This window comes from Plantactinospora veratri, from assembly GCF_036421995.1.
GTDB classification, from domain to species: Bacteria; Actinomycetota; Actinomycetes; order Mycobacteriales; family Micromonosporaceae; genus Plantactinospora; species Plantactinospora veratri.
This window is the reverse complement of sequence record NZ_JAZGQL010000034.1, coordinates 15,381-39,697: the sequence shown is the minus strand read 5'-3', so window position 1 is coordinate 39,697 and position 24,317 is coordinate 15,381. Positions and strand designations below refer to the sequence as shown.

Annotated in this window: 15 protein-coding genes and 1 pseudogene; 6 read left to right on the top strand and 10 right to left on the bottom strand. The window is 72.7% G+C overall.

The features are described from left to right. Nucleotides 1-119: 119 nt before the first annotated feature. On the top strand, nucleotides 120-1,448 hold the full coding sequence (locus tag V1634_RS32035; protein WP_331211446.1) for an MFS transporter: 1,329 nt from the start codon (nucleotides 120-122) through the stop codon (nucleotides 1,446-1,448). Here the strand turns inward: V1634_RS32035 and V1634_RS32030 are convergent. Then, nucleotides 1,408-3,531, bottom strand: coding sequence for an MMPL family transporter (locus V1634_RS32030; protein ID WP_331211445.1), 2,124 nt, complete (start codon nucleotides 3,529-3,531; stop codon nucleotides 1,408-1,410). The genes V1634_RS32035 and V1634_RS32030 overlap by 41 nt on opposite strands. 183 nt (nucleotides 3,532-3,714) lie before the next feature. Between V1634_RS32030 and V1634_RS32025 the strand changes: the two genes are divergently transcribed. Both V1634_RS32025 and V1634_RS32020 read left to right on the top strand, forming a co-directional pair. After that, nucleotides 3,715-4,908 carry a sensor histidine kinase gene (locus V1634_RS32025; protein ID WP_331211444.1) on the top strand — a complete coding sequence of 398 codons (1,194 nt, stop codon included), beginning with the start codon at nucleotides 3,715-3,717 and terminating at the stop codon, nucleotides 4,906-4,908. Beyond that, entirely contained in the window at nucleotides 4,905-5,552 is a 648-nt protein-coding gene (locus tag V1634_RS32020; protein WP_331211443.1) for a response regulator transcription factor, read from the top strand. The genes V1634_RS32025 and V1634_RS32020 overlap by 4 nt, the downstream gene beginning before the upstream one ends. Before the next feature lie 177 nt (nucleotides 5,553-5,729). Here V1634_RS32020 and V1634_RS32015 read toward each other — a convergent pair whose 3' ends face one another. Together V1634_RS32015 and V1634_RS32010 are read right to left on the bottom strand one after the other, a co-directional pair. Next, complete coding sequence (locus V1634_RS32015) at nucleotides 5,730-7,370, bottom strand: MDR family MFS transporter (protein WP_331211442.1); 1,641 nt, start codon at nucleotides 7,368-7,370, stop codon at nucleotides 5,730-5,732. Next, on the bottom strand, nucleotides 7,367-7,861 hold the full coding sequence (locus tag V1634_RS32010) for a MarR family winged helix-turn-helix transcriptional regulator (protein ID WP_331211455.1): 495 nt from the start codon (nucleotides 7,859-7,861) through the stop codon (nucleotides 7,367-7,369). The genes V1634_RS32015 and V1634_RS32010 overlap by 4 nt, the downstream gene beginning before the upstream one ends. A gap of 117 nt (nucleotides 7,862-7,978) precedes the next feature. Here V1634_RS32010 and V1634_RS32005 point away from each other — a divergent pair, with 117 nt between their 5' ends. From V1634_RS32005 to V1634_RS31995, 3 genes are all read left to right on the top strand, one after another. After that, nucleotides 7,979-8,560: a TetR/AcrR family transcriptional regulator gene (locus tag V1634_RS32005; protein ID WP_331211441.1), complete on the top strand. Its 582-nt coding sequence runs from the start codon at nucleotides 7,979-7,981 to the stop codon at nucleotides 8,558-8,560. Then, a complete protein-coding gene (locus tag V1634_RS32000) occupies nucleotides 8,557-9,243 on the top strand; it encodes a TetR/AcrR family transcriptional regulator (protein ID WP_331211440.1) in 687 nt (228 codons plus the stop codon). Before V1634_RS32005 ends, V1634_RS32000 begins: the two co-directional genes overlap by 4 nt. 172 nt (nucleotides 9,244-9,415) lie before the next feature. Continuing rightward, the gene (locus V1634_RS31995; protein WP_331211439.1) at nucleotides 9,416-13,951 is read left to right on the top strand and encodes a glycoside hydrolase family 2 TIM barrel-domain containing protein; all 4,536 of its coding nucleotides are present in this window, start codon (nucleotides 9,416-9,418) and stop codon (nucleotides 13,949-13,951) included. Between the two features lie 65 nt (nucleotides 13,952-14,016). Here V1634_RS31995 and V1634_RS31990 read toward each other — a convergent pair whose 3' ends face one another. From V1634_RS31990 to V1634_RS35575, 7 genes and pseudogenes are all read right to left on the bottom strand, one after another. Next, nucleotides 14,017-15,912, bottom strand: a complete 1,896-nt coding sequence (locus tag V1634_RS31990) for an adenylyl cyclase (RefSeq protein ID WP_331211438.1) — start codon at nucleotides 15,910-15,912, stop codon at nucleotides 14,017-14,019. A gap of 230 nt (nucleotides 15,913-16,142) precedes the next feature. Continuing rightward, nucleotides 16,143-16,772 carry a DUF642 domain-containing protein gene (locus tag V1634_RS31985; protein WP_331211437.1) on the bottom strand — a complete coding sequence of 210 codons (630 nt, stop codon included), beginning with the start codon at nucleotides 16,770-16,772 and terminating at the stop codon, nucleotides 16,143-16,145. A 264-nt stretch (nucleotides 16,773-17,036) separates the two neighbouring features. After that, the gene (locus tag V1634_RS31980) at nucleotides 17,037-17,882 is read right to left on the bottom strand and encodes a CPBP family intramembrane glutamic endopeptidase (RefSeq protein ID WP_331211436.1); all 846 of its coding nucleotides are present in this window, start codon (nucleotides 17,880-17,882) and stop codon (nucleotides 17,037-17,039) included. 171 nt (nucleotides 17,883-18,053) lie between these two features. Further along, the gene (locus V1634_RS31975; protein ID WP_331211435.1) at nucleotides 18,054-19,577 is read right to left on the bottom strand and encodes a hypothetical protein; all 1,524 of its coding nucleotides are present in this window, start codon (nucleotides 19,575-19,577) and stop codon (nucleotides 18,054-18,056) included. A 77-nt stretch (nucleotides 19,578-19,654) separates the two neighbouring features. Further along, nucleotides 19,655-22,489, bottom strand: a complete 2,835-nt coding sequence (locus V1634_RS31970; RefSeq protein WP_331211434.1) for a PQQ-dependent sugar dehydrogenase — start codon at nucleotides 22,487-22,489, stop codon at nucleotides 19,655-19,657. Between the two features lie 93 nt (nucleotides 22,490-22,582). Beyond that, nucleotides 22,583-23,752 carry a family 16 glycoside hydrolase gene (locus V1634_RS31965; protein ID WP_407951891.1) on the bottom strand — a complete coding sequence of 390 codons (1,170 nt, stop codon included), beginning with the start codon at nucleotides 23,750-23,752 and terminating at the stop codon, nucleotides 22,583-22,585. A gap of 79 nt (nucleotides 23,753-23,831) precedes the next feature. Then, nucleotides 23,832-24,314: pseudogene (locus tag V1634_RS35575) on the bottom strand (ThuA domain-containing protein); the annotation flags it as partial. Nucleotides 24,315-24,317: the final 3 nt, after the last annotated feature.

Sequence of the window (24,317 nt, the reverse complement as noted above, 5' to 3'; positions counted from 1 at the left end):
GGCGCGGCGCGGGCCGCACGGGCTTCCACCCGGTGGCCACGACCGAACGCGGGGGAGGGTGGGAAGGTGCATTCGGCGGCTCGCCGACGGGGGGAGCCGAGGAAGCGGAGGGGTACCAGGTGAACACGTCCGCCGGCGCTGTCCGGCCACCGGTCGTACCGCGGCAGGTCGTCACCGCCCGGACCGCCGTCGCCGTGGTCTTCGGGCTCAACGGGCTGGCCGTCGCCTCCTGGTTCGCCCGGGTGCCGGCGGCCCGGGACGCGCTCGGGCTCACCCCGGGACGGTTGGGCCTGCTGCTGCTGGCCCTCTCCGCGGGCGCCCTGCTCGCACTGCCGTCCGCCGGGATCGTGGCGCAGCGGCTGGGCACCGCCCGCACGGTGGGCGCCGCGACCGGGGTGGCCGCGCTCGGACTGGCACTCGCCGGGGTCGCCACCGGAAGCTGGCAGGCGGTACCGGCCGTCGCGGTCGGGCTCTTCGCCATCGGCTACGGTTCCGGCACCTGCGAGGTCGCCATGAACGTCGAGGCGGCGGCGGTCGAACGGCGACTCGGCCGTACCGTGATGCCCCGGTTCCACGCAGCCTGGAGCCTCGGCACCGTGGCCGGGGCGATCGCCGGGGCCGGCAGCGCCCGGTTCGGCGTACCGATCGGGCTGCACCTCGGGCTCGCCGCCGTGGCGATGCTCGCCGGTACGCTGCCCGCGGTCCGGCTCTTCCTGCCCGACCGCGCGACCCCGCCGTCGCAGTCGAGGACCGGACCGACCCGGGGTAGCGGCACGCTGGCCGCCTGGCGTGAGCCGCGCACCCTGCTGATCGGCCTGCTGCTGCTGGTGATGGCCTTCACCGAGGGGACCGCCAACGACTGGCTGGCACTGGCCTTCGTGGACGGCCACCGGGTGAGCGACGCGGTCGGGGCGCTCGCCTTCGGGGTCTTCGTCGCCGCGATGACGGTCGGCCGTACCGCCGGCACGATCGCGCTGGACCGCTGGGGCCGGGTACCCGTGCTGCTCTGCACCCTCGTGCTGGCCGCGCTCGGCGCCACGGTGGCGGTACTGGCCAGCCCGTGGCAGTTGGCGATGGCCGGGGTACTGCTCTGGGGGCTCGGCACCTCGCTCGGCTTCCCGCTCGGGATGAGCGCGGCGGCCGACCAGGAGGACCGGGCGGCCGCCCGGGTCAGCGTGGTGGCGGCGATCGGCTACACCGCCTTCCTGGCCGGGCCGCCGCTGGTCGGGCTGCTCGGCGACCGGGTCGGCAGCCTCCGTGCCCTGCTGGTCGTGCCGCTGCTCCTGCTGCCCGCCCTGCTCCTGGTGCCGGCCGCCCGCCCACCCGCCGACGCCCGTCCCGACCTCCTCGACGCCCGACCCGACTCCGCCGACGCCCGACCGGAACCTGGCGGCCGGGCGGTGCCGGTCAGCTCTCCCGGAGACCCCACCGCCGGTGGAGCCGGCTGAGCGGGGCCGGCGCCCACCAGTTGGCCGGGCCGGCGAGCCGCATGACGGCCGGCACCAGCAGCCCCCGGATGATCGTGGCGTCCACCAGGATCGCCAGGGCCAGACCGATCCCCATCAGCTTCAGGAAGCTCATCCCGCTAACCCCGAAGGCGGCGAACGAGACGGCGAGTACGACGGCGGCGGCCGTGATCAGTCGGCCCGTCCGGGCCAGCCCGGTGGCGATCGACCGGACGTTGTCGCCGGTACGGTCGTACTCCTCCTTGATCCGGGAGAGCAGGAAGACCTCGTAGTCCATCGACAGGCCGAAGGCGACGCAGAACATCAGGATGGGCATCGAGACGTCGAGTTGGCCGGTGGCGGTGAAGCCGAGGATCCCGGAGAGGTGCCCCTCCTGGAAGATCCACACCATCGCGCCGAAGGTCGCCGTCAGGGAGAGCAGGTTCAGCAGGATCGCCTTGACCGGGACGAGAATGCTGCCGAAGACGGCGAAGAGCAGTATCGCGGTCGCCGTCGCGATCAGCGCCAGCGCCAGCGGCAGCCGGTCGGCGATGGCGGCCTTGGCGTCCACGAGTTCGGCAGCGTCACCGCCGACCCGGAAGTCGAAGGGCGGATCCAGCGCCCGGATCTCCTCGACGAGCCGCTCGCCCTCGGCGGAGCGCGGCACGACGGAGGGGACCACGCTCAGCCAGGCGCCGGCCGCCGCCGCGTGCGGCGTCACCTCGTCGACCCCGTCGACTGCGCCAACCTGGCCGGCGAAGGTCCGCACGGCCTCGGCGTCCGCGCCGTCGGCGTCGACGCCGGGCAGGGCGATCCCGAACTCTTCGGTCCGGTTGCCGGCGAACCCGGCCTCGATCGCCTCGACGACCTGCCGGGCCTCGCTCGACGGCGGCAGCGCCTGGTGCGACGGCAGCCCCGGGTCGACACCGAGGAACGGGATGCCGAGCGCGAGCAGGAAGACGACGACTCCGGTCGCGACCGGTACCGGCCGGCGCATCACCGCGGTGGCGAGCCGGTACCAGAAGCCCGGCCCGGCCGGCCGCTCCGTACGCCGACGCGACCGCAGCGACCCGGCGTTCACCCTCGGCCCGAGCAGCGCCAGCAGGGCCGGCAGGGTCAGCAGGGCACCCGCTGCGGCGCAGAGCACCACCGCGACCCCGGAGTAGGCGAACGAGCGCAGAAAGGACAGTGGGAAGACCAGCAGCGCCGAGAGCGAGACCGCCACGGTGAGCGCCGAGAACGCCACCGTACGGCCGGCGGTACGCACGGTCCGCAGCACCGCCTCCTCCGTCGTCCGGCCGGCCGCCAGCTCCTCGCGGAACCGGCTCAGGATGAAGAGCGAGTAGTCGATGGCCAGCCCGAACCCGAGCCCGGTCATCAGGTTGATGGAGTAGACCGAGACCTCGGTGAGCTGCGCGATGCCGGAGAGCACGAGGAACGCGCCGAGCACCGCGATCACCGAGACGGCCAGCGGCAGCGTCGCCGCCACGATCCCGCCGAAGACGAAGAGCAGCAGGAGCAGCGTCACCGGTACCGCGATCAGCTCGGCCCGGACCAGGTCGGTGTCGAGTTGTTCGCCGATGGCCTCGTCGATCGCGTACCCGCCGCCCACCCGGACGGTGAGCGGGCCGCGACCTCCGGCGTACTCCGCCGCGATGCCGGCCGCCGCCGCCTCGACCTGCTCCTCGCCGCCGGCCAGGTCGACCACGACCAGCGCCGCGCCGCCGTCGGTCGAGCGGAGCGCGGCCCGCCCACCGGTCGACCAGTACGAGTCGAGCCCCAGCACGCCGGGCTCGTCGGCGAGTTCCCGGCCCAGCGCGGCGCCGGACGCCGCCACCGCCGGGTCGTCGACTCCGGCGCCGTCGGGCGCCTCGACCAGCAGCACCAGTTCGGGCCGGGGAGCGCCGACCTCGGCCAGGAAGGCTTCGGCCCGGGTCGACTCCGCGTCCGGGTCCGCGAAGCCACCCCCGCCGAGCTGGCCGAAGAGGCCGGAGCCGGCCGCACCGGCGACGACGACGAAGAGGACGGTCAGGGCCAGCACCAGTCGACGGCGACGGACGACGAAGTGACCGATTCGGCCGAACACGGCAACCTCCGGGGTACGCGGAAAAGGGGCGTCGTCATCGTCCGTGCCGGACCCGTCCGGCCACATCGGACCGGCGAACCCCTCCGTCCCGCCCCCGGCCGGGTGCCGACCCGTACCGGGGACCGGGGTCGGGACGTACCCGGGGACGGGGTGACCGGTCCGACCCGGCGGTAGTCTGCGGGCGTGGAGCAGACGGGGTTGCGGGCGTGGGGCGGCTCGTTCACCACCGGTCTGGCCTTTCCGCTGGCTGCCCTGGTGGCGGCGCTGCTCGTCTTCCTGACCACCGGCATCACCCTCGGCCTGGTCGGCACGCTGGTCGTCGCGCTGCTGCCCTGGGCGCTGCTGGCCGGCCAGGTCCGGGTCGGGCCGTGGTCGATGGTGACGCTCGGCGTCGGGGTGCCGGCGCTAGTCGCCTTCTGCTACGACGCTCCGGGCGCCGTCTTCCTGGCCATGCTCGCGGTGGCCTGGCTGGCGGCGCTGGGCGGATCGTGGCCTGCCGAGACGGTGGCCGTCGTCGTCACCTCCGCCGTGCCGGTGGCGCTGGTCGCGGTCGAGGGGGAGTGGCGCGAGGACTATGTCGGCGTCGTCTTCTTCGGCACCGGCACGCTGTTCACCTGGTTGATCGGCCGCATCCTCCGGCGGGAGCGGCAGCTCGTCGCCGCGCTGACCGAGGCACACGACCGGCTCGACGTCGCGGCGGCCGCGGCCGAGCGCCGCCGGATCGCGTACGAGGTGCACGACGCGGTCGGGCACGGGCTCACCGTCGTACTGCTCAACCTGGTCGGCGCCCGACAGGTGCTGGACCGCGACCCGACGGCGGCGGCCGAGGCGCTGGACCGGGCCGAGCAGGTCGGCCGGGAGAGCCTCCAGTCCGTACGGGCGATCGTCGGTCTGCTGCGCGACCCGGGCGAGGGTCCTCCGCCCGCCCCGGGGCCGGGCCGGGGGAGTAACTCGCAGGCCCAACCACCGTTGCCGGGAGCGGCGGAGATCGTGGATCTCGTCCGGGGCGCGGCCGAGGCCGGGCTGCCGGTCCGCACCGAGCTGTCCGGCGACCTCGGATCCGTCGACACCTACACCGGACTCGCCGCGTACCGGATCGTGCAGGAGGCGGTCAGCAACGTGCGGCACCACGCACCGGGAGCCGAGGCGGTGGTCCGGATCGTCCGGCACCCCGACCGCCTCGCGGTGTCGGTCCGCAACGGTGCACCGGCCCGCACCCCCACCCCGACCGGCCGGGGTGGTGGCGCCGGACTGGACGGCATGCGCCAGCGGGTCGACGCGCTCGGCGGTACCGTTTCGGCCGGACCGGACGGCGACGGTTGGCTGGTCGAGGCGTCGCTGCCGGTGCGGCGTACCGGCACGGGGGTGGCCCGTTGATCCGGATCGTGCTCGTCGACGACCAGGAACTCGTCCGGGCGGGACTCCGGCTGATCCTGTCGGCGCACGACGATCTCGCCATCGTGGGTGAGGCGGCCGACGGCCGGAGCGGTGTGGACCTCGCGGGTCGGCTGGCCCCGGACGTCGTACTCATGGACATCCGGATGCCGGTGCTGGACGGGATCGAAGCGACCCGGCGGTTGGCCGCCGCGGAGCAGGCGCCGCCGGTGCTGGCGCTCACCACCTTCGGCGACGACGAGGTGCTCTGGGGCGTCATCGAGGCCGGCGCGGCCGGTTTCGTGCTGAAGGACGCGCCAGCGGCGGAACTCGTCGGCGCGATCCGGGTCACCGCCCGGGGTGGCTCCTGGTTCGACCCCCAGGTGGCGGCGCGGGTGCTGGCGCTGGTCCGGGCCCGGCGGGCGGGCCGGCCGGCGTCCTCGGTGGCCGGGCTGACCGGCCGCGAGCTGGAGGTGCTCCGCCTGGTGGCATCGGGCGCGAACAACCTCGAGATTGCCGGGTCACTGCACCTGAGCGAGCGGACCGTGAAGGGTCACGTCTCGGCGATCTTCCTCAAGCTCGGTGTCCGGGACCGGGCCGGCGCCATCGTCCGGGCCTACGACGCCGGCATCGTGCCGGGACGGTGATTCGACGCCGGCATCGTGCCGGGACGGTGATTCGACGCCGGGCCACCTGTCGAGGTCGACGCCCGGAGACCGCCTCTGCCCGGACAGCCGCCGGACGACCAGCCCGGTGGGGCTGGTCGTCCGGGTTGGGACGGTGCTCGCCGGCCGGGTCGCGGTCGGCGGGCACCGGTCTGCGGGTCAGCGCCGGGGCGCCGCCGGATTCGGGGCCGGCTCGGCGGCCGGCGGGGCGCCGTCGACGGCGCCCGCCGCGGTGGCGGTACTGGTGGCCGGGTCCGGCAGGTCGAGGCTGGTCCGCAGGGTGACCGGCTTGAGCAGGGCGGCGGCGATCACCCCGACCACCGCGATCGCGGCGGAGATCAGGAAGACGTGCCCGGTGGCGTCGCCGTAGGCGTCGCGCACGATGTGCACGACGGCGTCCGGCAGGCCGGAGAGGTTCAGGCTGTTGCCGGCGCTGCCCGCTCCCGAGGCGGGAATCCCGGCTGCGGCCAGGTCCTGGGTGATCTGCTCGGTGACCCGGCGGGCGAGCACGGCACCGAGTACGGAGACTCCGATGGTGCCGCCGAGCGAGCGGAAGAACGCCACCGAGGAACTCGCCGCACCGATGTCCTTGAGCGGTACGGCGTTCTGCACCGCGAGGACCAGGTTCTGCATGGTCATCCCGACCCCGATCCCGACCAGCAGCATCGCCCCGCCGATGAAGACCAGGGAGGTCTGGTGGTCGATGGTGCCGAGCATCAGGAAGCCGGCGACCAGGACGATCGCCCCGGTCACGATGTACGGCTTGATCCGCCCGCTGCGGGTGATCAGCCGTCCCGCCACGATCGACGAGACGAGCACCCCGACCATCATCGGAATGGTGAGCAGGCCGGCCTCGGTCGGGCTGTAGCCACGGCCGATCTGGAAGTACTGGCCGAGGAAGACGGCGCCACCGAACATCGCCATCCCGACCGCCAGGCTGGCGACGATCGACAGTGCCGTGGTGCCCTGCCGGACGATGTCGAGTGGCACGACCGGCTCGGCGGCGCGGGTCTCGACCAGTACGGCGAGGGCGAGCAGGACCAGGGCGGCGCCGACCATGGCACCGGTCTGCCAGGAGATCCAGGCGAACGAGCCGTCGACGAACGAGATCCAGACGAGCAGCACGCTGACCCCGGCCGCGATCAGGGTGGCGCCGAGATAGTCGATCTTCACGTTCTCCCGGCGGACCGTGACCAGGTGCAGGGTGGCCTGGAGGACGAGCAGCGCGACGATCGCGATCGGTACGCCGACGAAGAAGCACCAGCGCCAGCCGAGCCAGGAGGTGTCGACGATGAGGCCGCCGAGCAGCGGTCCGCCGACGGTGGCGAGCGCCATCACGCCGCCGAGGTAGCCGTTGTAGCGGCCGCGTTCCCGGGGCGGGATCATCGCGGCGATCACCACCTGGACGAGGGCCTGCAACCCGCCGACCCCGATGCCCTGGAAGGCGCGCGCGGCGATGAGCTGGCCGGCGTTCTGGCTCAGCCCGGCGACCACGGAGCCGAGGATGAAGATCACGATGGCGCTCTGGACCAGGGTCTTCTTGTTGAACAGGTCCGCCAGCTTGCCCCAGACCGGGGTGGTCGCGGTCGCGGTGAGCAGGGTCGCGGTCACCACCCAGGTGTACTGGTTCTGCGATCCGTTCAGAGCGCCGATGATCTTTGGCAGCGCGGTCGAGACGACGGTGCTGCTGAGCATCGCCACGAAGAGCACCAACAGCAGGCCGCTGAGCGCCTCCAGGGTGCGCCGATGATTCATCGGCTCCGCTGCTGGCGCGGGTGCGAGGGTGGTGGGTGCGCTCATCGCGCGGCCTCCAGCTTTTCTTGGGAGTTGATCGGTCCAGGGGCCCGGTCGAGGCTGCCCTGGATGTCGGTGACGAACCGGTCGAGCGCGCCGGTCAGCGCGTCGATCTCCGTCGGGCTCCAGTCGGCGAGCGCGGCGCGGAGCAGGTCGCCGTACCAGTCGCGGGCGTCGGTCAGTGCCGTACGCCCCTCGTCGGTGAGGACGAGGAAACTGGCCCGCCGGTCTGCCGGGTCGGCGCGTCGGGTCACCAGGCCCCGCTCCACCAGCGCGGCGACCGCCCGGCTGACCGTGGAGGGGTCGAGGCCGGACCGGTCGGCCAGTTCCTTGGCGTGGCAGCCGGCCGCCTCGTCGGCCAGTTCGTCGATCTGCAACAGCATCCCGACCAGCCCGGACGGCACGGCCGGTCGTTCGATCGCGCGGCGGTGCCGGATCAGCCGCATGGCCGACATCAGGTCCCGGAGCCGGTCACCGAGCTCGGTGTGCCGAGCCATGCTGTCCACCTCGCCTCCTACGGACGGTTGGTTGTCACACACAAGGATCGACACATAGCTGCGCGGTGCGCAAGTTTGCTCTTTGAGAAATGAATCACCACCAGTAAGCTGTTCCCGATGGATGAGACGGTGGGGCGGCGGGAGCGCAAGAAGCTCGCCACGCGCGAAGCACTGCACCGGGCGGCGCTGCGGCTCGCCGCGGAGCTGGGGCCCGACCGGGTCACCGTGGAGGCGATCGCGGACGCCGCAGACGTGTCCCGCCGGACATTCTCGAATTACTTCGCGAACAAGGAAGAAGCTCTCTTCCACGCCGATCTGGTCCGGATCCGTCGACTGCTGGAGCTGGTGCACGCCCAGCCCGCCGACGAAGCGCCCTGGACCGCCCTCACCCGGGCCGCCGAACAACTGGCCCGGGAGAGCGACGGCCTCGACCCGCTGTGGCTGGCCCAGCGGCGGCTGATCCGCCACCATCCCAGCCTCGCCGCCCACCAGATCGCCGCGTACGGCACCGTCGAGCAGGAGTTCATCGCCGAGATCAGCCGACGCCTGCCCGACGCACCCGAGACCCCGCTGCACGCCCGGGTACTCGCCGGAACGTTCCTGCACGCGCTGCGCGCGGCCACCCAGTACTGGACCGACCATCCCGAGCGCTCGATGGTCGAGGTGGTGCGTACCGCCCTCGGGTACGTGCTCCGATGACCGCCGGACCGGCCCGTACCGGTCGCCGGGGCGGGCTCCGGACCGATGACACCCGGTCCCGGATCCAGGACGTGGCGCTGGGCCTCTTCGTCGCCGACGGCTACGATCGCACCTCCCTGCGCGAGGTCGCCGACCGGCTCGGCCTGACCAAGGCGGCGCTCTACTACCACTTCCGGGCCAAGGAAGACATCGTCGACAGCCTGATCGAGGAGCGGATCGCCGCTCTCGCCGAGTTGATCGAGTGGGCGGAGCGGGAGCCGGACCCGGTACGGATGCGCCGCGAGTTCGTCCGCCGCTACGCCAGCGACCTCTACGAGACCGAACGGCAGGCGGAGATCAGCCGGTTCGTCGCCCGCAACCCGACGGTCGTCAACGCGCTGCCCGGCGGCCGGCGGTTGGCCGCCCGGATGCGGCAGGCCCTGGAACTGCTCGTCGCGCCGGACGAGCCGCTGGGCGCGCAACTGCGGCGGATCCTGGCGGTCTTCTGCCTACACGCCGGTGAGTTGTTCGGCGAGGGGCTCGGTGACGAGCGGGAACGGCGGACGGCGCTGCTGGAGATCGCCCTGGAGACGATGGCGAGCGCGGACGGGGCGACGGCCCGCCGCGACCAGCAGCGCAGCGGTGTCCCGGCGGCAGCGCCCGCGCGGCCGGATATCCGGGCGACGACGCGGTCGGGCTGCTGACTGCTGCCGGTTCTCCGGCGTCGGCAGAGAGCCCGACCGCGACCCCGGGCCACCCGAGACCGGTCCGTCGTGCCCCCGACTCCCTTGAACATCGGTGGTGCTTGATGTTAGGAAGAGTTGATAATTTTCGGTCCCTGTGCGGATCTGTCGAGATCCGGGTGAGAGGGTGTCGATGTCATCCCGAGGACTGCTCGCCGCGTTCACTCTGCTCGCCCTGCTGGCGCCCGGCGCGGCGCCACCGGCCGCCGCGTCGGCCGCCGAGCGCGGGAATACCGCCGCCGCCGGGGGCCCGGTCACCGTCGAGGACGTCTACCGCTATCTCGACGACCCGGAGATGACCGGCGAGGGGCAGCAGCCACCGCACGCGATGCTGCGCCCGTACCCGGACGCCCGGACCGCCGCCGCCGACGTCACCGAACACAGTGCCCGGTCGCCCTGGATGCTGCCGTTGAACGGCGACTGGCGGCTGACCGTCGCCGACCGTCCCGGCGAGGTACCGGCCGGCTTCCACGCCGAGGACTACGACGTCTCCGGCTGGCCGACCGCCACGGTGCCGCACACCTGGCAGTCCGACTTCGTCGACCACCCGATGTTCCGCAACATCCCCGAGGAGATCTGGCCCGACGACCCGCCACGGGTGCCCCGGGACGTCAACCCCACCGGCGCCTACGTGCGCTCGTTCGAGGTCTCACCGTCCTGGTCCGGTCGGCGGACCTTCCTCCGCTTCGAGGGCGTCACCAGCGGCTACTTCGTCTGGGTCAACGGCCGCTACGTCGGCTACGACCAGGGCGGCTACACCCCGGCCGAGTTCGACGTGACCGACGCGCTGCGGCCCGGCACCAACCGGGTGGCGGTGCAGGTGCACCGGTGGGGTTCGGGGGCGTACCTGGAGGACGTCGACCAGTGGCGCTACAGCGGCATCTTCCGGGACGTCTGGCTGTACGCGACCCCGCGGACCCACCTGCGCGACGCGTACGTCACCACCGACCTCGACGACCGGTACCGGGACGCCACCCTCACCGCCCGGATCGCGCTGGCCGGCCCGGCCGACGGGTACACCGTGCGGGGCACCCTGCGCGACGCCTCCGGCCGGACGGTCAGCACGACGACCGGGCGGGACACCCTCACCGCCACGGTGCGGAACCCCGCCAAGTGGAGCGCCGACGCGCCGCACCTCTACGCGCTGGTGCTGGAACTGCTCGACCCGGACGGCCGGGTGGTGCACACCACCGCGCAGGCGGTCGGCTTCCGCGAGGTCGAGGTGCGCGACGCGCAACTGCTGGTCAACGGGGAACGCATCCTGATCAAGGGCACCAACCGGGCGGAGACCGACCCGGAGACCGGCCGGCACGTCAGCCGGGCGGCGCAGCGCCGCGACGTCGCGCTGATGAAGCGCCTGCACATCAACGCGGTCCGCACCTCGCACTATCCCTCGGATCCCTACCTCTACGACCTGGCGAACCGGCACGGGCTCTGGATCGCCGACGAGGTGGACATCGAGACGCACTCCCACGAGAACTGCCCGGACAACTGCCTCGCCTCCCGGCCGGAGTGGCAGGCGGCGTTCGCGGACCGGTTCCAGGCGATGGTGCACCGCGACAAGAACCACCCCAGCGTGATCATCTGGGACACCGGCAACGAGGCGGGGCTGGGCACCGCGCACTTCGCGATGGCGGAGTGGGCGGACGCGAACGAGCCGACCCGGCTGCTCTACCACCAGTCCAACAGCCCGAACGGCGACGCGCCGTACGCCGACGTGTGGGGGCCGCGCTATCCGACCCCCCGGTACGTCGAGTCGATCGCCCGCACCACCACCCGGCCGGTGGTCTTCGGCGAGTACGCGCACGCCATGGGGAACAGTGTCGGCAACTTCGACCGGTTCTGGGCGCTCGCCCGGCAGCATCCGTCGCTACAGGGCGGCTTCGTCTGGGACTGGGCCGAGGCGAACCTGCGCCAGCCCCTGGTCCTCACCCCGGACTCGTCGGGCAACCGGATCCAGGCGTTCTTCGTCGGCAAGCCGTCCCTGGTCGACGGCAGGCGCGGCAAGGCCGTCGCACTGTCCAGCCTGGACGACTTCGTCGACGTGTTCCGCGACCCCCGGCTCGACTTCACCGGCAGCCAGGTGACCCTGGACGCCTGGGTACGCCCCGGCGAGTGGGCCGGCAGCTTCCCGATCGTCACCAAGGGCCGGGCGTACGCGCTCCAGATGCGGGACCGCGGCACCCTGGAGTTCGGGGTGACCACCGCCGCCGGCTGGGCCTCGGTCGCCGCGCCGGTGCCGGCGAACTGGTACGACGACTGGCATCGGGTCAGCGGCGTCTACGACGGGACCGCACTGCGGCTCTACGTCGACGGCACCGAGGTCGGCAGCGCCGCCCGCTCCGGTGCCCTCGACCCGGGGCTCTACGAGGTGAACGTCGGCCGCAACGCCGCCACCCAGCAGGACGACCTGCGTACCCGGTTGGCCCGGGGGCTGGTCGACGACGTCCGGGTCTACGGCGCGGCGCTGACCGCAGCGGAGCTGGCGGCCGACCCGGTGCGCCGGGCCGCGCTGGCGCTGGACTTCGACCGGGCGCAGCCGCGCGGCGAGTTCGACAGCCTCGGGATCAGCCTCTCCGGCACCGACGGCCTGGTCGGCACCGACCGCTACCTCCAGCCGGAGACCGTCGAGGTGGCCTGGGCACACGCTCCGGTCCGGTTCGCCACCGACGACGCGGCGACGGGCCGGGTCCGGGTGCACAACGAGCAACCGGCCGCCGCGCTCGACCTCCGGTTGCGCTGGTCGCTGGTCGAGGTGGACCGGACGCTGCGGTCCGGCACCCGCTCCCTGCGGCTCGGGCCGGGCGAGACCGTCACCCTCGACCTCGGCGCCGCGCCGCCGAACCCGCAGGACCGGCAGCGCCGGCTGCGACTGGAGGCGGTCGGTGCCGGCAATCTCCGGTACGGCTGGGACGAGTTCGCCGCCGGTGGCCGGGTGGTGCCCGGCGTACTGCCGTCGGCGCCGGGTGGCGACGCCCCCCGGTTGACCCGGGACGGTGGCACGGTGGTCGTCTCCGGCCCCGGCTGGCGGTACCGGTTCGACACCGGCACCGGGGTGCTGCGCTCGATGACGTCGGACGGCCGGGAACTGCTGCGTACCGGTCCGGAACTCGACGTCTACCGGCCGCCGACCAGCAACGAGACGTACGGCTGGGGCACCGCCGACCGGGAGGTCTGGCACGCGCTCGGCCTCGACCGGCTGCGGACCGAGGTGACCGGGGTGTCGACCACACTGGAGGACGGGGCGGCGGTCGTCGAGGTGCGCAGCGTCGCCCGGGGCACGGCGGCCTTCGAGATCGACCAGACCATGCGCTACCGGATCGACGGGCGCGGCACGATCACCCTCGCGCACCGGGTCACGCCGCGCGGCTCGGGCGTCGGGCAACTGCCCTACCTGCCCCGGGTCGGCGTGCAGCTGCGGGTGCCGGACTCGATGCGGCGGTTCGCCTTCTACGGCCGGGGACCGCAGGAGACCTACAACGACCGGCAGCGGGGCGCGTTCACCGACGTCTGGCGCAGCACTGTCGACGAGGAGTACGTGCGCTACTCCCGGCCGCAGGCGTACGGCAACCACACCGGGGCCCGGTGGGCGTCGCTGACCGACGGCCGACGGGGACTGCTGGTCGGCAGCGCCACCGGTGCCGATCTCGACGTCAGTGTCACCCCGTACGACGAGCTGGCCCGGGCCGAGTACGACTTCCAGCTTCCGCTGGTCCGCAACGACGGCTGGGTCACCCTGCACGCCGCCGCCGGGGAGACCGGGATGGGCGAGACGCCGAACTCGGTGCTGGACGAGTACCGGGTGCCGGCGAACCGGTCGCACGAGTACACCCTGACGCTTCGGCCGCTGACCGGGCGGGAGGTGCGGGCCGGCGGCGTGCCCGATTCGCGGGCGGCCGCGCCCTGCCCGCCGGACGTCGCCGTGGCGGCCGGTGCGGAGGTTCGCCCCGGCGAGCCGCAGCGGGTCGCGGTCACCGTCACCGCCTGGTGCGCCGACGGCCTGCGGGACGCGGTGGTCAGGCTGGCCGCGCCGGCCGGCTGGACGGTCACCCCGGCCACCGTGTCGCTGGCCGAGGTGCGGGCCGGGTCGCCCGAGGAGGCGGTCTTCACGGTCACCGCGCCGCCGGAGACCGACTACGGCAGCTACCAGCTGACCGCGACGGTCGACGCGGTGGGCAACGGCTTCCCGACCACCGTCGAGGCCCGCACGACGGTACGCGCGCCGCTGCCGCCGGGGGACCGCTGGGTGAGCGACCTGCCGTTCCTGGTCGCCGAGAACGGTTGGGGCCCGGTGGAGCGGGACATGAGCAACGGCGAGCAGCCGGCCGGGGACGGGGAGCCGCTGCGCATCGGCGCGACGACGTACGACAAGGGGATCGGCGCGCACGCGCCGTCCCGGATCGTGGTCGACCTGGCCGGCGGCTGCACCGCGTTCCGGGCCGACGTCGGGGTCGACGACGAGGTGGACGGCGGCTCGGTCGGCTTCGAGGTCTGGGTCGACGGCGAGCGGCGGGCCGCGACCGGTGTGCTGACCGGTGCGGCCGGACCCGAGCGGATCTCCGCCGACGTCACCGGCGGGCAACGGCTGGAGTTGCGGATCACCGACGGCGGCAACGGCAACGGTGAAGACCACGGCGACTGGGCCGCCGCCCGGTTGACCTGCTCCTGACGCGGGAACGGCGGCCGGCCGGTCATCCCGACCGGCCGCCGTCGCGCGGTTCGCAGTCCGGCCGGCTACGGCGCCGCCGGATACTCCGCGAGGTAGACCGGCGCGCCGACCCGGGTGGTGTCGGCCGCCTCCCCGACGCCGTTGACCACGTGGTCGATGGTGCCGGCGCTGAGGTTGACGGTCATGACGTGGTGCAGCCGTACGCCCGGCGTCTCCGGCACCTCGAAGCCGTTCTCGGTGTGGATCGACGGGTTGTTCTGATTGAAGACGTACACCCCGCCGCCGTGCAGGGTGTGCCGCTTCACCCGGTCGCCGACCTTGTAGCCGGCCCAGCCCTCGACGTCGCCGTTGCGCCAGTCGGCCTGGGTCGGCGGGTCGTAGGGCAGCTCGTTCTGGTAGAGGATCGTGGTGCCGTCCTCGCCGTTCCAGACGGTGTTGTAGCGCTGGAAGTGCTCGACGAAGAGCCCGGTCGCGGTCACGTGGTCGCCGTTGATGACGGCGCCGTACCGGCCGGTGTTGGTCCGCCAGCGGTCGGTGTCGCCGTTGACGCCCTCGGTGAAGCCCTCGACGCCGTGGTCGCCGCGCCACACCCAGGTGTGGTCGATGAGGACGTGGTCGCTGTTCACCTCCAGCGCGATGTGCGTCTTGCCGATGTGCGGCCCGCCGACCCGGAAGTAGACGTCGGAGAGCGTGATCGGGTTGGCCGGGGTGCTGTGGCTGCGGCCGTGCCGGCTGCCGACCCGGAGCAGCACCGGTGACTCCCGCAGGCCGGCGTCGACGGTGACCCCGGCGACCACCACGCCGGGTACCCCGGCCACGTCCAGCGGGACGGCGCCGTTCACGGCGGTCAGGGTGGCGTGCCCGATGCCGAGTACCACCGTGTCGGGGCGGTTGACCTCGATGCTGCGGGCGACGTCGTAGACGCCGGGGGTGAGCAGCAGGTGCCGGCCGCGCGCCAGCTCCCGGTTGAGCACGTGTACCGGGTCGGAGGGCCGGGCGACGAAGAAGTCCCGCAGCGGGATCGTCCGGCCCGGGGTCAGGCCGGTGCCCCAGGTGACGCCCCGGCTCTCCCGACGCACGGCGGGCACCCGGACCTGGTAGCTCCCCTTCCCGTCCACGAAGAGGTACGGCTTCTCCCTGCTCAGCGGCGTCGTCTCCAGCGTGGTGTACGGCGGGTCGGGGAACCCGGCGTCGTCGGGTGCACCGACCACCCCGGAGAAGACCTGGTTCCAGACCGCGTTGGACCAACTCGCGACCTCGGTGTTGCGGGTCAGCCACTGCTGCTGGGAGCCGTTGGTGGTGGCGGGCAGTCGCGAGTCGGCGATGAAGCCGCCGCTGGCGTACTGCGGGCCGGCGGTGCAGTAGTCCATCAGGGACAGTCCGCCGCCGCCGATGTTCATCCGGCGCAGCGAGACCGCCTGCGAGACGGCCCAGAAGTTCGCCGACGCCCGGCAGTCGTCCTGACCGGTCGCGACGATGTTGAGCGACAGGTTGGAGAGGGTACGCCAGAAGTTGACCAGGGCGATGCAGTTGCCCGTGCCGCCGCCTTCGAGGCAGCGGTTGTAGACCTCGACCTTGCCGTTGATCACGACGTCGGTGGGGGAGGCGCCGAGTCCGGAGATCTCGGTGTAGTAGCCGACCTTGATCTGTAGTGGCTGCTCGGGGCTGCCGTAGCTGCCGGGTTTGAAGAGGTAGGCGTACCGGTCGGTGCCCATCTCGTTGCCGACCTGCCGGGCGTGCGTCGCGTCCAGCGTCGCCTGGATCTCGCTGACCGGCATGCTCGGGTCGAAGACGGTGACGTTGCGCCCGAGGTCCTGGGTGCCGGGCCGGGACGGGCCGGTGGCACCGGCGGGTGCGCTCGGCGCGGTGACGGCGGTGGCCAGTACCAGGCCGAGCACGAGCGCCCGGCGGAGGGTACGGCGCGGGGAGCGCCGCCGGAGGCCGGGGGAGGAGGTAGTCATGCGGTTTGTCCGTCCTTTCCGCTGGCCGGAGCGGCGGCTCCGGGCGCAGCGACGGGGTGGGTCGACGGGGCACCTCCGCCGGGCGGAGGCGGAGCCCCGAAGAGGTCAGAGAGCGCTCTCTCAACCGTCCGGGGACATCCGCTCGGCACGCGATGAAGGTTGACATGTTTCTACCCGTTGCCCGCCCCTTGTGCCATCGGACGAGCGGCGTTGCCGAGGATCGACCGGCGTCAGGAGATCCGGATCGCGGTCCTCGTCGCGCTCGCGGGACAGACGACCAGCAGGCAGCTCTCGACGCGTACGGCGTCGATGACCGGGCCGTAGGCGCTCGGCGTGGTGCTGGCGAACCGGAGGGTGGTCGAGCTGGAGAGCACGTTGGTGAAGTACACCGTCCGGTACACGTAGCCCATGTCGGACGGGTTCTGACCGGTGGTGTCGAAGGTGAGGTTGTCGATCGTCTGGCCGTTGGCGGTGACCGTGCCGCTGGTGACGACGGGCCCGTTGTCGGGGTTGCCGGCCAGCGCGTAGCGCACCCGGTAGGTGGTGAGCAGGGTGGTCGGCAGGCTTCGCGCGACGGCGCCCGGGCCGCTGCCGTTGAGGTCGAGTGACTGGTTGCCCTCGGCGTGCTGCCAGTCGCGGGTCAGGTCGACGGTGCCGGAGGTGACCGTCCACGGGCCCAACTGCTGGCCGGCGGCGAAGGTCGTGAAGTCGTTGAAGATGACCGGGTTCTCGAAGCCGTCGGCGAAGACGACGGCCGCGGACGCCGGGTTCGCGGTCAACAGGGTCAACAGGGCGGCGAGGGCCACCGCCAGGCCGGCGCCGACCGATGTACGACGGGCACGTGCAGGGGTACTTGTCATGCTTGTCCTTCCGATGCAACTGCCCGGCAGGCCGGGTGTCGGGACGCCGTGCCGGGCCCGGCCACCGGTAGCCGAGAAATCGATGTCTGTCGGTGACGCTATGGTGACGCGACAGAGCGCGACAAGGTCGTCCCTGGTCGGGAGCGCCGCCGCCATCCGACAGCGGAAGGAGTATCGGCCGGCCTTGACATGCCGGCCCCGATCGTCGGCGGAGCCGGTGGGCACGGGTGCCGGCCGAGGTCGGTCCGCCGGCTGATACTCAGCTCAGCGCAGGATCAGCACCGCCAGCGTGCCGATCACCGCGTTGGCGGTCACGTGCACCAGGTACGGCAGCAGGATCCCGCCGCTGCGCAGCCGCAGGATGCCCAGGACGTATCCCCAGCCCGCGGCCATGATCATGCCGATGATCCCGGACGGGAACCCGGCGAAGTGCGCCACGCCGAACAGCAACGCCTGAAGGTCCACCGCGACCCGGGCGCCCCAGACCGAGGCGAGTTCGGTCTGTAGTACTCCCCGGAACAGCATCTCCTCCCACACCGGGTTGACCAGGGCGAAGCCCACGATGCCGAGGATCGCCAGCCACAGCGGGAGCTGTCGCAGGTCGCGCAGATAGTCGGCTGGCTCGGGCCGTACCGCGAGCGCCCAGGCGACGAGGGCGACGGCGCCGATCAGCACGGTGGCCAGGCCCAGCCACGGGGCCTCGCGAGTCAGCCTGCCCCGGGCCAGCCACGGCGCGGCCGGACCGGGCCCGGTCCACCGCCCGGCGAGCAGCAGGCAGGCCAGCGGCAGCACGCAGACCAGCACGGTGGTGAGCGCGGGCGGCCAGCCGGCGAGGATGCCCACCGCGAAGCAGCCGACGAGCGGGCCGACGAACGCGGCGGTCCGGAACACGGCCGGTGCATGCAGCGCGGCGGCGACGCCGACCAGCGCGAGGACGGCTCCGGCGACGATCGCGGTCCGGGCCGCTGCGGCCGGATCGACCGGCAGTACGGCGCAGACACCCAGCGCGAGGATGGTGCCGCCGGCCAGCCCGGTCCGGACGGCGGAGGGGGCCGGACCGGGCGCGTCCGGCGACGACGGCGATTCCGATCGCTGCACTTCGGAGGTCATCAGCGGCTCCCGATCGGGTGCGTCGAGGCGGCGGACGGAGGTGTCCGGTCGCAGGACTGCGGCGACGGATGACCATTGTGCTGGGCCCGCGCCACCGGCGCTGTCCGGTGACCCGGCGCAGGTCAGCGTGACGGGGCCCGACCGGTGGCCGGACCCCGTCGCGTCGACCACTCAGCCGACCAGGTCGAACCGCTCCCAGGGGCCGATCCCGGTCCGGTTGGCGACCAGCGGCGCCGCTCCGGCGTTCTCGGCGACCACGTACCGGTTGTTCACCGTGGCGCGCAGGCTGACGCTGCCGTCGCCGTTGCGGACCAGGTGGAACGTCTCCCAGCCGCCGACCGCCGTCCGGTTGGCGACCAGCGGGTTCGCCCCGGCGTTCTCGGCCGCGACGTACCGGCCGTTGGCGCGGGCGCGCAGCGCGACGGTGCCGGCGCCGAGTTCGACGAGGTCGAACTGTTCCGCCGTACCGGCTGCGGTGCGGTTGGCGATCAGCGGGGCGGTGCCGGCGGGGTCGGCGGTGACGTACCGGCCGTTGGCGTGCGCGCGCAGGCTCACCGGCCGGGCCGGATCCGGCCCTGGTCCCGGGTCGACGGCCGGGTTGAACTGGCGTACCCAGTGCCGGGTCCGGTCCAGGTAGGCGGTCTCGGCGGCGGCACCTGTCTGCCCGTACGCCCCCGAGTAGGTCAGGTAGCCGTGCCCGCCCGGCGGGTTGGCGCTGGCCGGTTCGATCGTCGAGCCCTCGTGCCACTCGTTGAACGAGGTGATCGAGACCCAGGTCGGCGGGCCGCCGTTCGCCGCGCTCAGCGCGTTGCCCCACTGCCGGTCGTACGCCGCGCCGTTCGCCCGGTCCACCGTCGGGGTGGTGTTACCGGGCACCGCCCGGTCGTCGAGGTACCCGGGTGCCACCGAGGGAGCCCAGACCAGGCCGTTGGCCTTGCAGAAGGCGCTGGCGTCGGCCCAGCCGGGCGCGGTCGCCCCGGCGATCCCGTCGTAGGTGTACATGCCGCCGAAGTGCGCCACCTTCGTGGTGTCGGTGGTCTGCGCCAGCACGATGCTGTTCGACTTGACCTGCTCCAGCGGCGTCCAGTCGGTGGTCCGCAGGCTCTCGAAGACGTAGAACGCCGACCGGTTGCCGTGCGCGGTGTCGCGGTGGAAGGCCGGGTGGCCGCCGTACCGGTTGTGGATGTAGTTGATGTCGGCGACGGTCGAGTCGGCGGTCCGCCCGGCGTACGGTTCAAGGTGCCAGGCGACCTGCAGGCCGTGCTCGGCGGCGGCGTCCAGCACCACCGGGGTCAGGTTGTCCTCGTAGGAGCCCTGTCCCCACCAGCTGTGCACCACCACTCCGACCCCGGCCCGGCTGATCCAGGCCATGTGCTGCCGTACCGCCGCCGGGTCACCGGAGTCGTACGCTCCGAGCGTCGGATAGAAGTTGGCGCCGATGTCCTGCGGCGGGGTGTGGCCGCCCTGCTGCCAGTGCCGGTAGCTGCCGGAGTGCGCCGGGTTGCCGTACCAGGAGTAGTAGAAGATGTGCACGTTGCCGGCGGTCTGCGGCGGCGCCGCTGCCGCGACCGGCGTGGCGGGGCCGACCGGTTCGGCGGGGCCGGGCGGTGCGGCGGCGTTCGCCGGTGCGGCGAGTCCGGCCGCCAGTAGCAGGGTGGCGGCGGTGCTCCGCAGCCAGCGCGTTCTCGAATGCATCGGGACTACCTCCGTGGTCGCGCCGGGCCGGGTCGGGATGGCGGGGATGCCGGCCACCCCGCCCGGCCCGGCGGTGCTCAGCCGTTGACGAGGGTGAACTTCTCCCAGGGGCCGATCGCCGTCCGGTTGGCGATCAGCGGTTCGGTGCCGGCGTTCTCGGCGGCGACGTACATGTTGTTCACCGTGGCCCGCAGGCTGACCGTGCCGTCCGGATTGCGGACCAGCGCGAACGTCTCCCACGCCCCGGCGGCGGCCCGGTTGGCGACCAGCGGGTCGGCCCCGGAGTTCTCGGCGCAGACGTACATTCCGGTGTTCCGGGAGCGGAGCGCGACGTTGCCGCCGCCGAGGTCGACCACGTCGAACTGTTCGGTGGCTCCGATGCTCGCCCTGTCGGCGATCAGCGGCCTGCTGCCGACGGCGCTGACGTACTGGTTGTTGGCGCTCGCCCGCAGCCCGGTGGCGGGTCCGCCGCCGGTGCTGCCGGTGGCGAAGGTGAACGAGTCCAGGTCGAAGAGGTTCCCGGCGCCTCCGGAGAAGACCAGGAAGAGCGTGGTCGTCCCGGACGGCTGGTTGGCGAGGTTGGTCGAGACGTTGGTGAAGGTGTCCCAGCTACCGGTGTTCGCCACGGCGACGCTGCCGAGCAGGGTGCCGGTGGCCGAGCCGGCCCGGACCTGGATGGTGCCGCCGGACCCGCCGGAGGAGACCCGCGCGGTGAACCGGGTGACGTTGCCGAGCTGGTACGGCTGGTACGAGATCCAGTCGTTGTTGTCGATGAATCCGGCGGTCCGGCCACCCTCGGCGGCGGCGTGCTCGGCGGTCTGCACCCCGCCGGACTGGGCGCCGAAGTGCTCACCCTGGCGGTGCCTCGGTTGCAGCGTCCGGATGCTGTGCGAGGTGAGGCCGCCGTTGTCGGTGTAGCTGGCGTCGAGGACGCCGTAGATGTTGGCGGCGGCGTCGTGCTCACCGTCCACCGGCACGTTGATGGTGCCGGAGCAGCCGTTCCTGGAGGTGATCTCGTGGGCGTGACTGTCGTGCCCGAGGGCGTACGTGACCCTGACCCGGGCACAGTCGATCGTCCCGTCCTCCGGATCGCTGACCGTCACCTGGTACGGCACCGTGTCGCCGAAGCTGAACAGCGTGCCGTTGCCGGGGACGGTCAGGTTCACCGTCGGCGCCGAGTTGCCGACCGTGACCACCAGGCTGGCGGTGCCGGTCAGCCCGGCCGGGTCGGTGACCCGCAGTGTCGGGGTGTACCGCCCGTTCGCGGTGTACGTCTTCGTCGGGTTCGCCGCCGTCGACGTGGTGCCGTCGCCGAACGTCCACAGGTAGCTCAGCGCCCCGCCCTCCGGGTCGGAGCTGCCGGCCGAGGAGAAGTTCACGGTCAGCGGGCTCGGTCCGGAGCTGCGGTTCGCGCTGGCGATGGCGATCGGGTTGCGGTTGCCGCCGCCGATGTACTCGATCCGGTACAGCGCCTGGTTGTTCGCGCCGGTGCCGTAGTCGAGCACGTAGAGCGCACCGTCCGGACCGAACGCCTGGTCCATCACCTGGGTACCCCGCCACGGGAAGTCGGAGATCTCCCCGGGGGAGCCGTCGGCGTTCACCGCGATCGCCTTGATCCAGCGCCGGCCGTACTCACCGGCGAAGAAGCGGCCGTTCAGCGAGGCCGGGAACTTGACGCTGGAGTTGAGGTTCGGGTCGTAGCGGTAGACCGGGCCACCCATCGGCGACTCGGAGCCGCCGCCGAACTCCGGCGGCGAGCCGGCGTCGCCGTACCTGATCCAGCTCGGCTTGGCCGGTGGCAGGGTGGTCAGGCCGGTGTTCCGGAACGAGTTGTTGGTCGGCCCGCCGGCACAGTTGTACTTCGCCTGGGACGGCCCGGACGGGAAGGTGTACTCGTTGTACGTCTCCGCCGGGGTGTTCGTGCCGGTGCAGGACGGCCAGCCGTAGTTGCCCGGCCCGGTGATCCGGTTGAACTCGACCTGCCCGCCCGGGCCCCGGTTCGGGTCGCCGACGCCCGCGTCCGGGCCGTAGTCGCCGAGGTAGACGATCCCGGTCGCCTTGTCGACGCTCATCCGGAACGGGTTCCGGAACCCCATCGCGTAGATTTCCGGCCGGGTTCCGGCGGTGCCGGGCGCGAACATGTTGCCGGCCGGAATGGTGTACGTCCCGTCCGGCTGCGGTCGGATCCGCAGCACCTTGCCGCGCAGGTCGTTGGTGTTGCCGGAGGAGCGCTGCGCGTCGAACTGCGGGTTCCGGTTGGTCCGCTCGTCGATCGGGGTGTACGAGTTCGACTCGAACGGGTTGGTGTCGTCCCCGGTGGACAGATACAGGTTGCCGGCGGCGTCGAAGTCGATGTCGCCGCCGACGTGGCAGCACTGCCCCCGGTCGTTCGGCACCTGGAGCACCACCCGCTCGCTGCCCAGGTTGAGGGTGTCGTCGGCGTTCATGGTGAACCGGGAGAGCCGCAGGTGCCCCTTCCACCGGTCGAAGTCGGCGGCGGTCCCGGTGGTCGGGGCGTCCCCGGCCGGGGTGTTCAGCGGCGGCGAGTAGTAGAGGTAGACGTACCGGTTGCTGGCGAAGTTCGGGTCGGCGGCGACGCCCTGCAACCCCTCCTCGTCGTGGGTGTAGACCGGGATGCTGCCGGCGACCTTGGTGTTGCCGGCCGCGTCGGTGACCCGGACCGTGCCGTTGCGGGCGGTGTGCACCACCGATCGGTTCGGGAGTACGGCCAGGGACATCGCCTCGCCGATCTCGGCGGCGCCGGTGGCGAGGGTGACCTGCTGGTAGTCGGCGGCGGGGACGGGGTCGGCCTGGGCCGCCGCCGTCGGCAGCGCGGCGAGGAGCGCGGCGGCGGTGGCGAGCGTCGCGGTCGCGTACGACCACGGTCGTCCTCTGCTGGGGTGCGCGGACACGGGAACCTTCCTTCTGTGCCGGGGTGTGCGGGGCCGCCGCCCCGGGTCGCGGGGCGCGGCACGCGCGTGGTGGGGAGGGAGCGGACCGGCGGGTCAGCCGCCGTAGACGTTGAGGTCCCAGAGCGAGTAGCCCCACTGGGTGGCCCGCTGGGTACCGGTGATCCGGACGTACCGGCCGTTCGCCGAGATCGGCACGTCGTCGACGCCGCCGTCGCCGGTGGTGGTGGCGTAGACCTGGGTCCAGGTCGCGTTGTTCGCCGAGACCTGGATCTGGTACGCCCGCCCGTACGCCGTCTCCCAGTTCAGCCGGACCCGGTTCAGCGGGTACGCCGCGCCGAGGTCGACGGTGATCGTCTGCGGGTCGCTGTACGCGCTGCCCCACCGGGTACCGGAGTTGCCGTCGACCGCGTTCGCCGCCACGTGCGGGCTGTTCGGCTCGACGCTGCTGGCGGTGACCGCCTTGCCTCGGGCCAGGTCGGTGGCGGGTGGCTGGTTCGGCCCGTCGGTCCTGATCCGGACGTTGCGGTAGTTGATGTCCAGCCCGGCGCCGTCGTTCTGGAGTCCGAGGTAGCCGTCGGCGATGTCCCGACCGCTGGTGTAGTCGTTCACCTTGACGCCGTTGAGCCAGACCTCCACCCGCTGGCCGTGTACGCCGATCTCGTAGCTGTTCCACGAACCGGGCGGGTTCAGCGCGGCGTCCCGGATCGCGGGGTTCGGCGCGGAGAAGCTGTAGACGCTGCCGGTGGTCCGGGACGGGTCGGCGTCGGTGGCGTCGATCTGGATCTCGTGGCCGGCGTCGACCGGCCGCCACGGGTCACCCTGCGGGTCGGGGAAGCCGACGAAGACTCCGCCGTTGTCGTCGCCGGGCATCATCCAGTCGACCTTGAGCGAGTAGTTGCCGTAGGTCCGGACCGGGAACCAGAGCAGCCCCATCCCGCCGAACGAGGTGAGCGTGCCGTCGGCCAGGGTGAAGCCGCCCGGCCCGGCCTGCCGCCACTGCCCGAAGCTGGCCTGGCTGCCGTCGAAGATCGGCGTGTAGCCGGTCTCCGGGCGGCAGTCGGCCGGGGCGGCACCCGCGGCGATCCGCAGCCCGCCGAGGAGCATCCGGGTGAAGAGCGGATCCGAGTACGACTCGTCGGTGTTCCCGAGTCCGGTGTACCAGGAGCGTCCGCCGCCGTAGTTCTGGCACCAGGTGATCGGGTGGTCGCCACCCATCGACCCGCCGCTGTACGACGACTCGTCCAGGCTGGCCAGTACCTTCACCCGGGACCGGGGGTTTGGTCCGGTAGTTGTACCACTCGTCGGTGCGGGTCCAGCTCGCCGGCAGATGTGAGGTGGACGCGTTGCCCCGGTCCTCCACCCGGATCGTCGCCTGCTGGGTCGCCGGATGCGAGGCGAAGTACGCCCCGACCAGCCCGCCGTACCAGGCCCAGTCGTACTCGGTGTCGGCGGCGGCGTGCACCCCGACGTACCCGCCGCCGCCCGCGACGTACGCCTCGAAGGCGCTCTGCTGCCCGGCGTCGAGTACGTCGCCGGTGGTGTTGAGGAAGACCACCGCCTGGTACTGGCCGAGGTTGCCGGTGTTGAACGCCGCCGCGTCCTCGGTGGCGGTCACGGTGAAGCCGTTGGCGGTGCCGAGCTGCCGGATCGCGGCGATCCCGGGTGCGATCGCGGAGTGCCGGAAACCGGCGGTCTTGGAGAAGACCAGCACCCGGGTCAGCGCGGCGGCCTCGGCCGGTGCCGGTGCCACCACCGTGACCGCGCCGGCCAGGGCGAGTCCGGTGGCCACCGCGGCGGCCGTGGCGGCGAGCAGACGTCTGCGCATGGA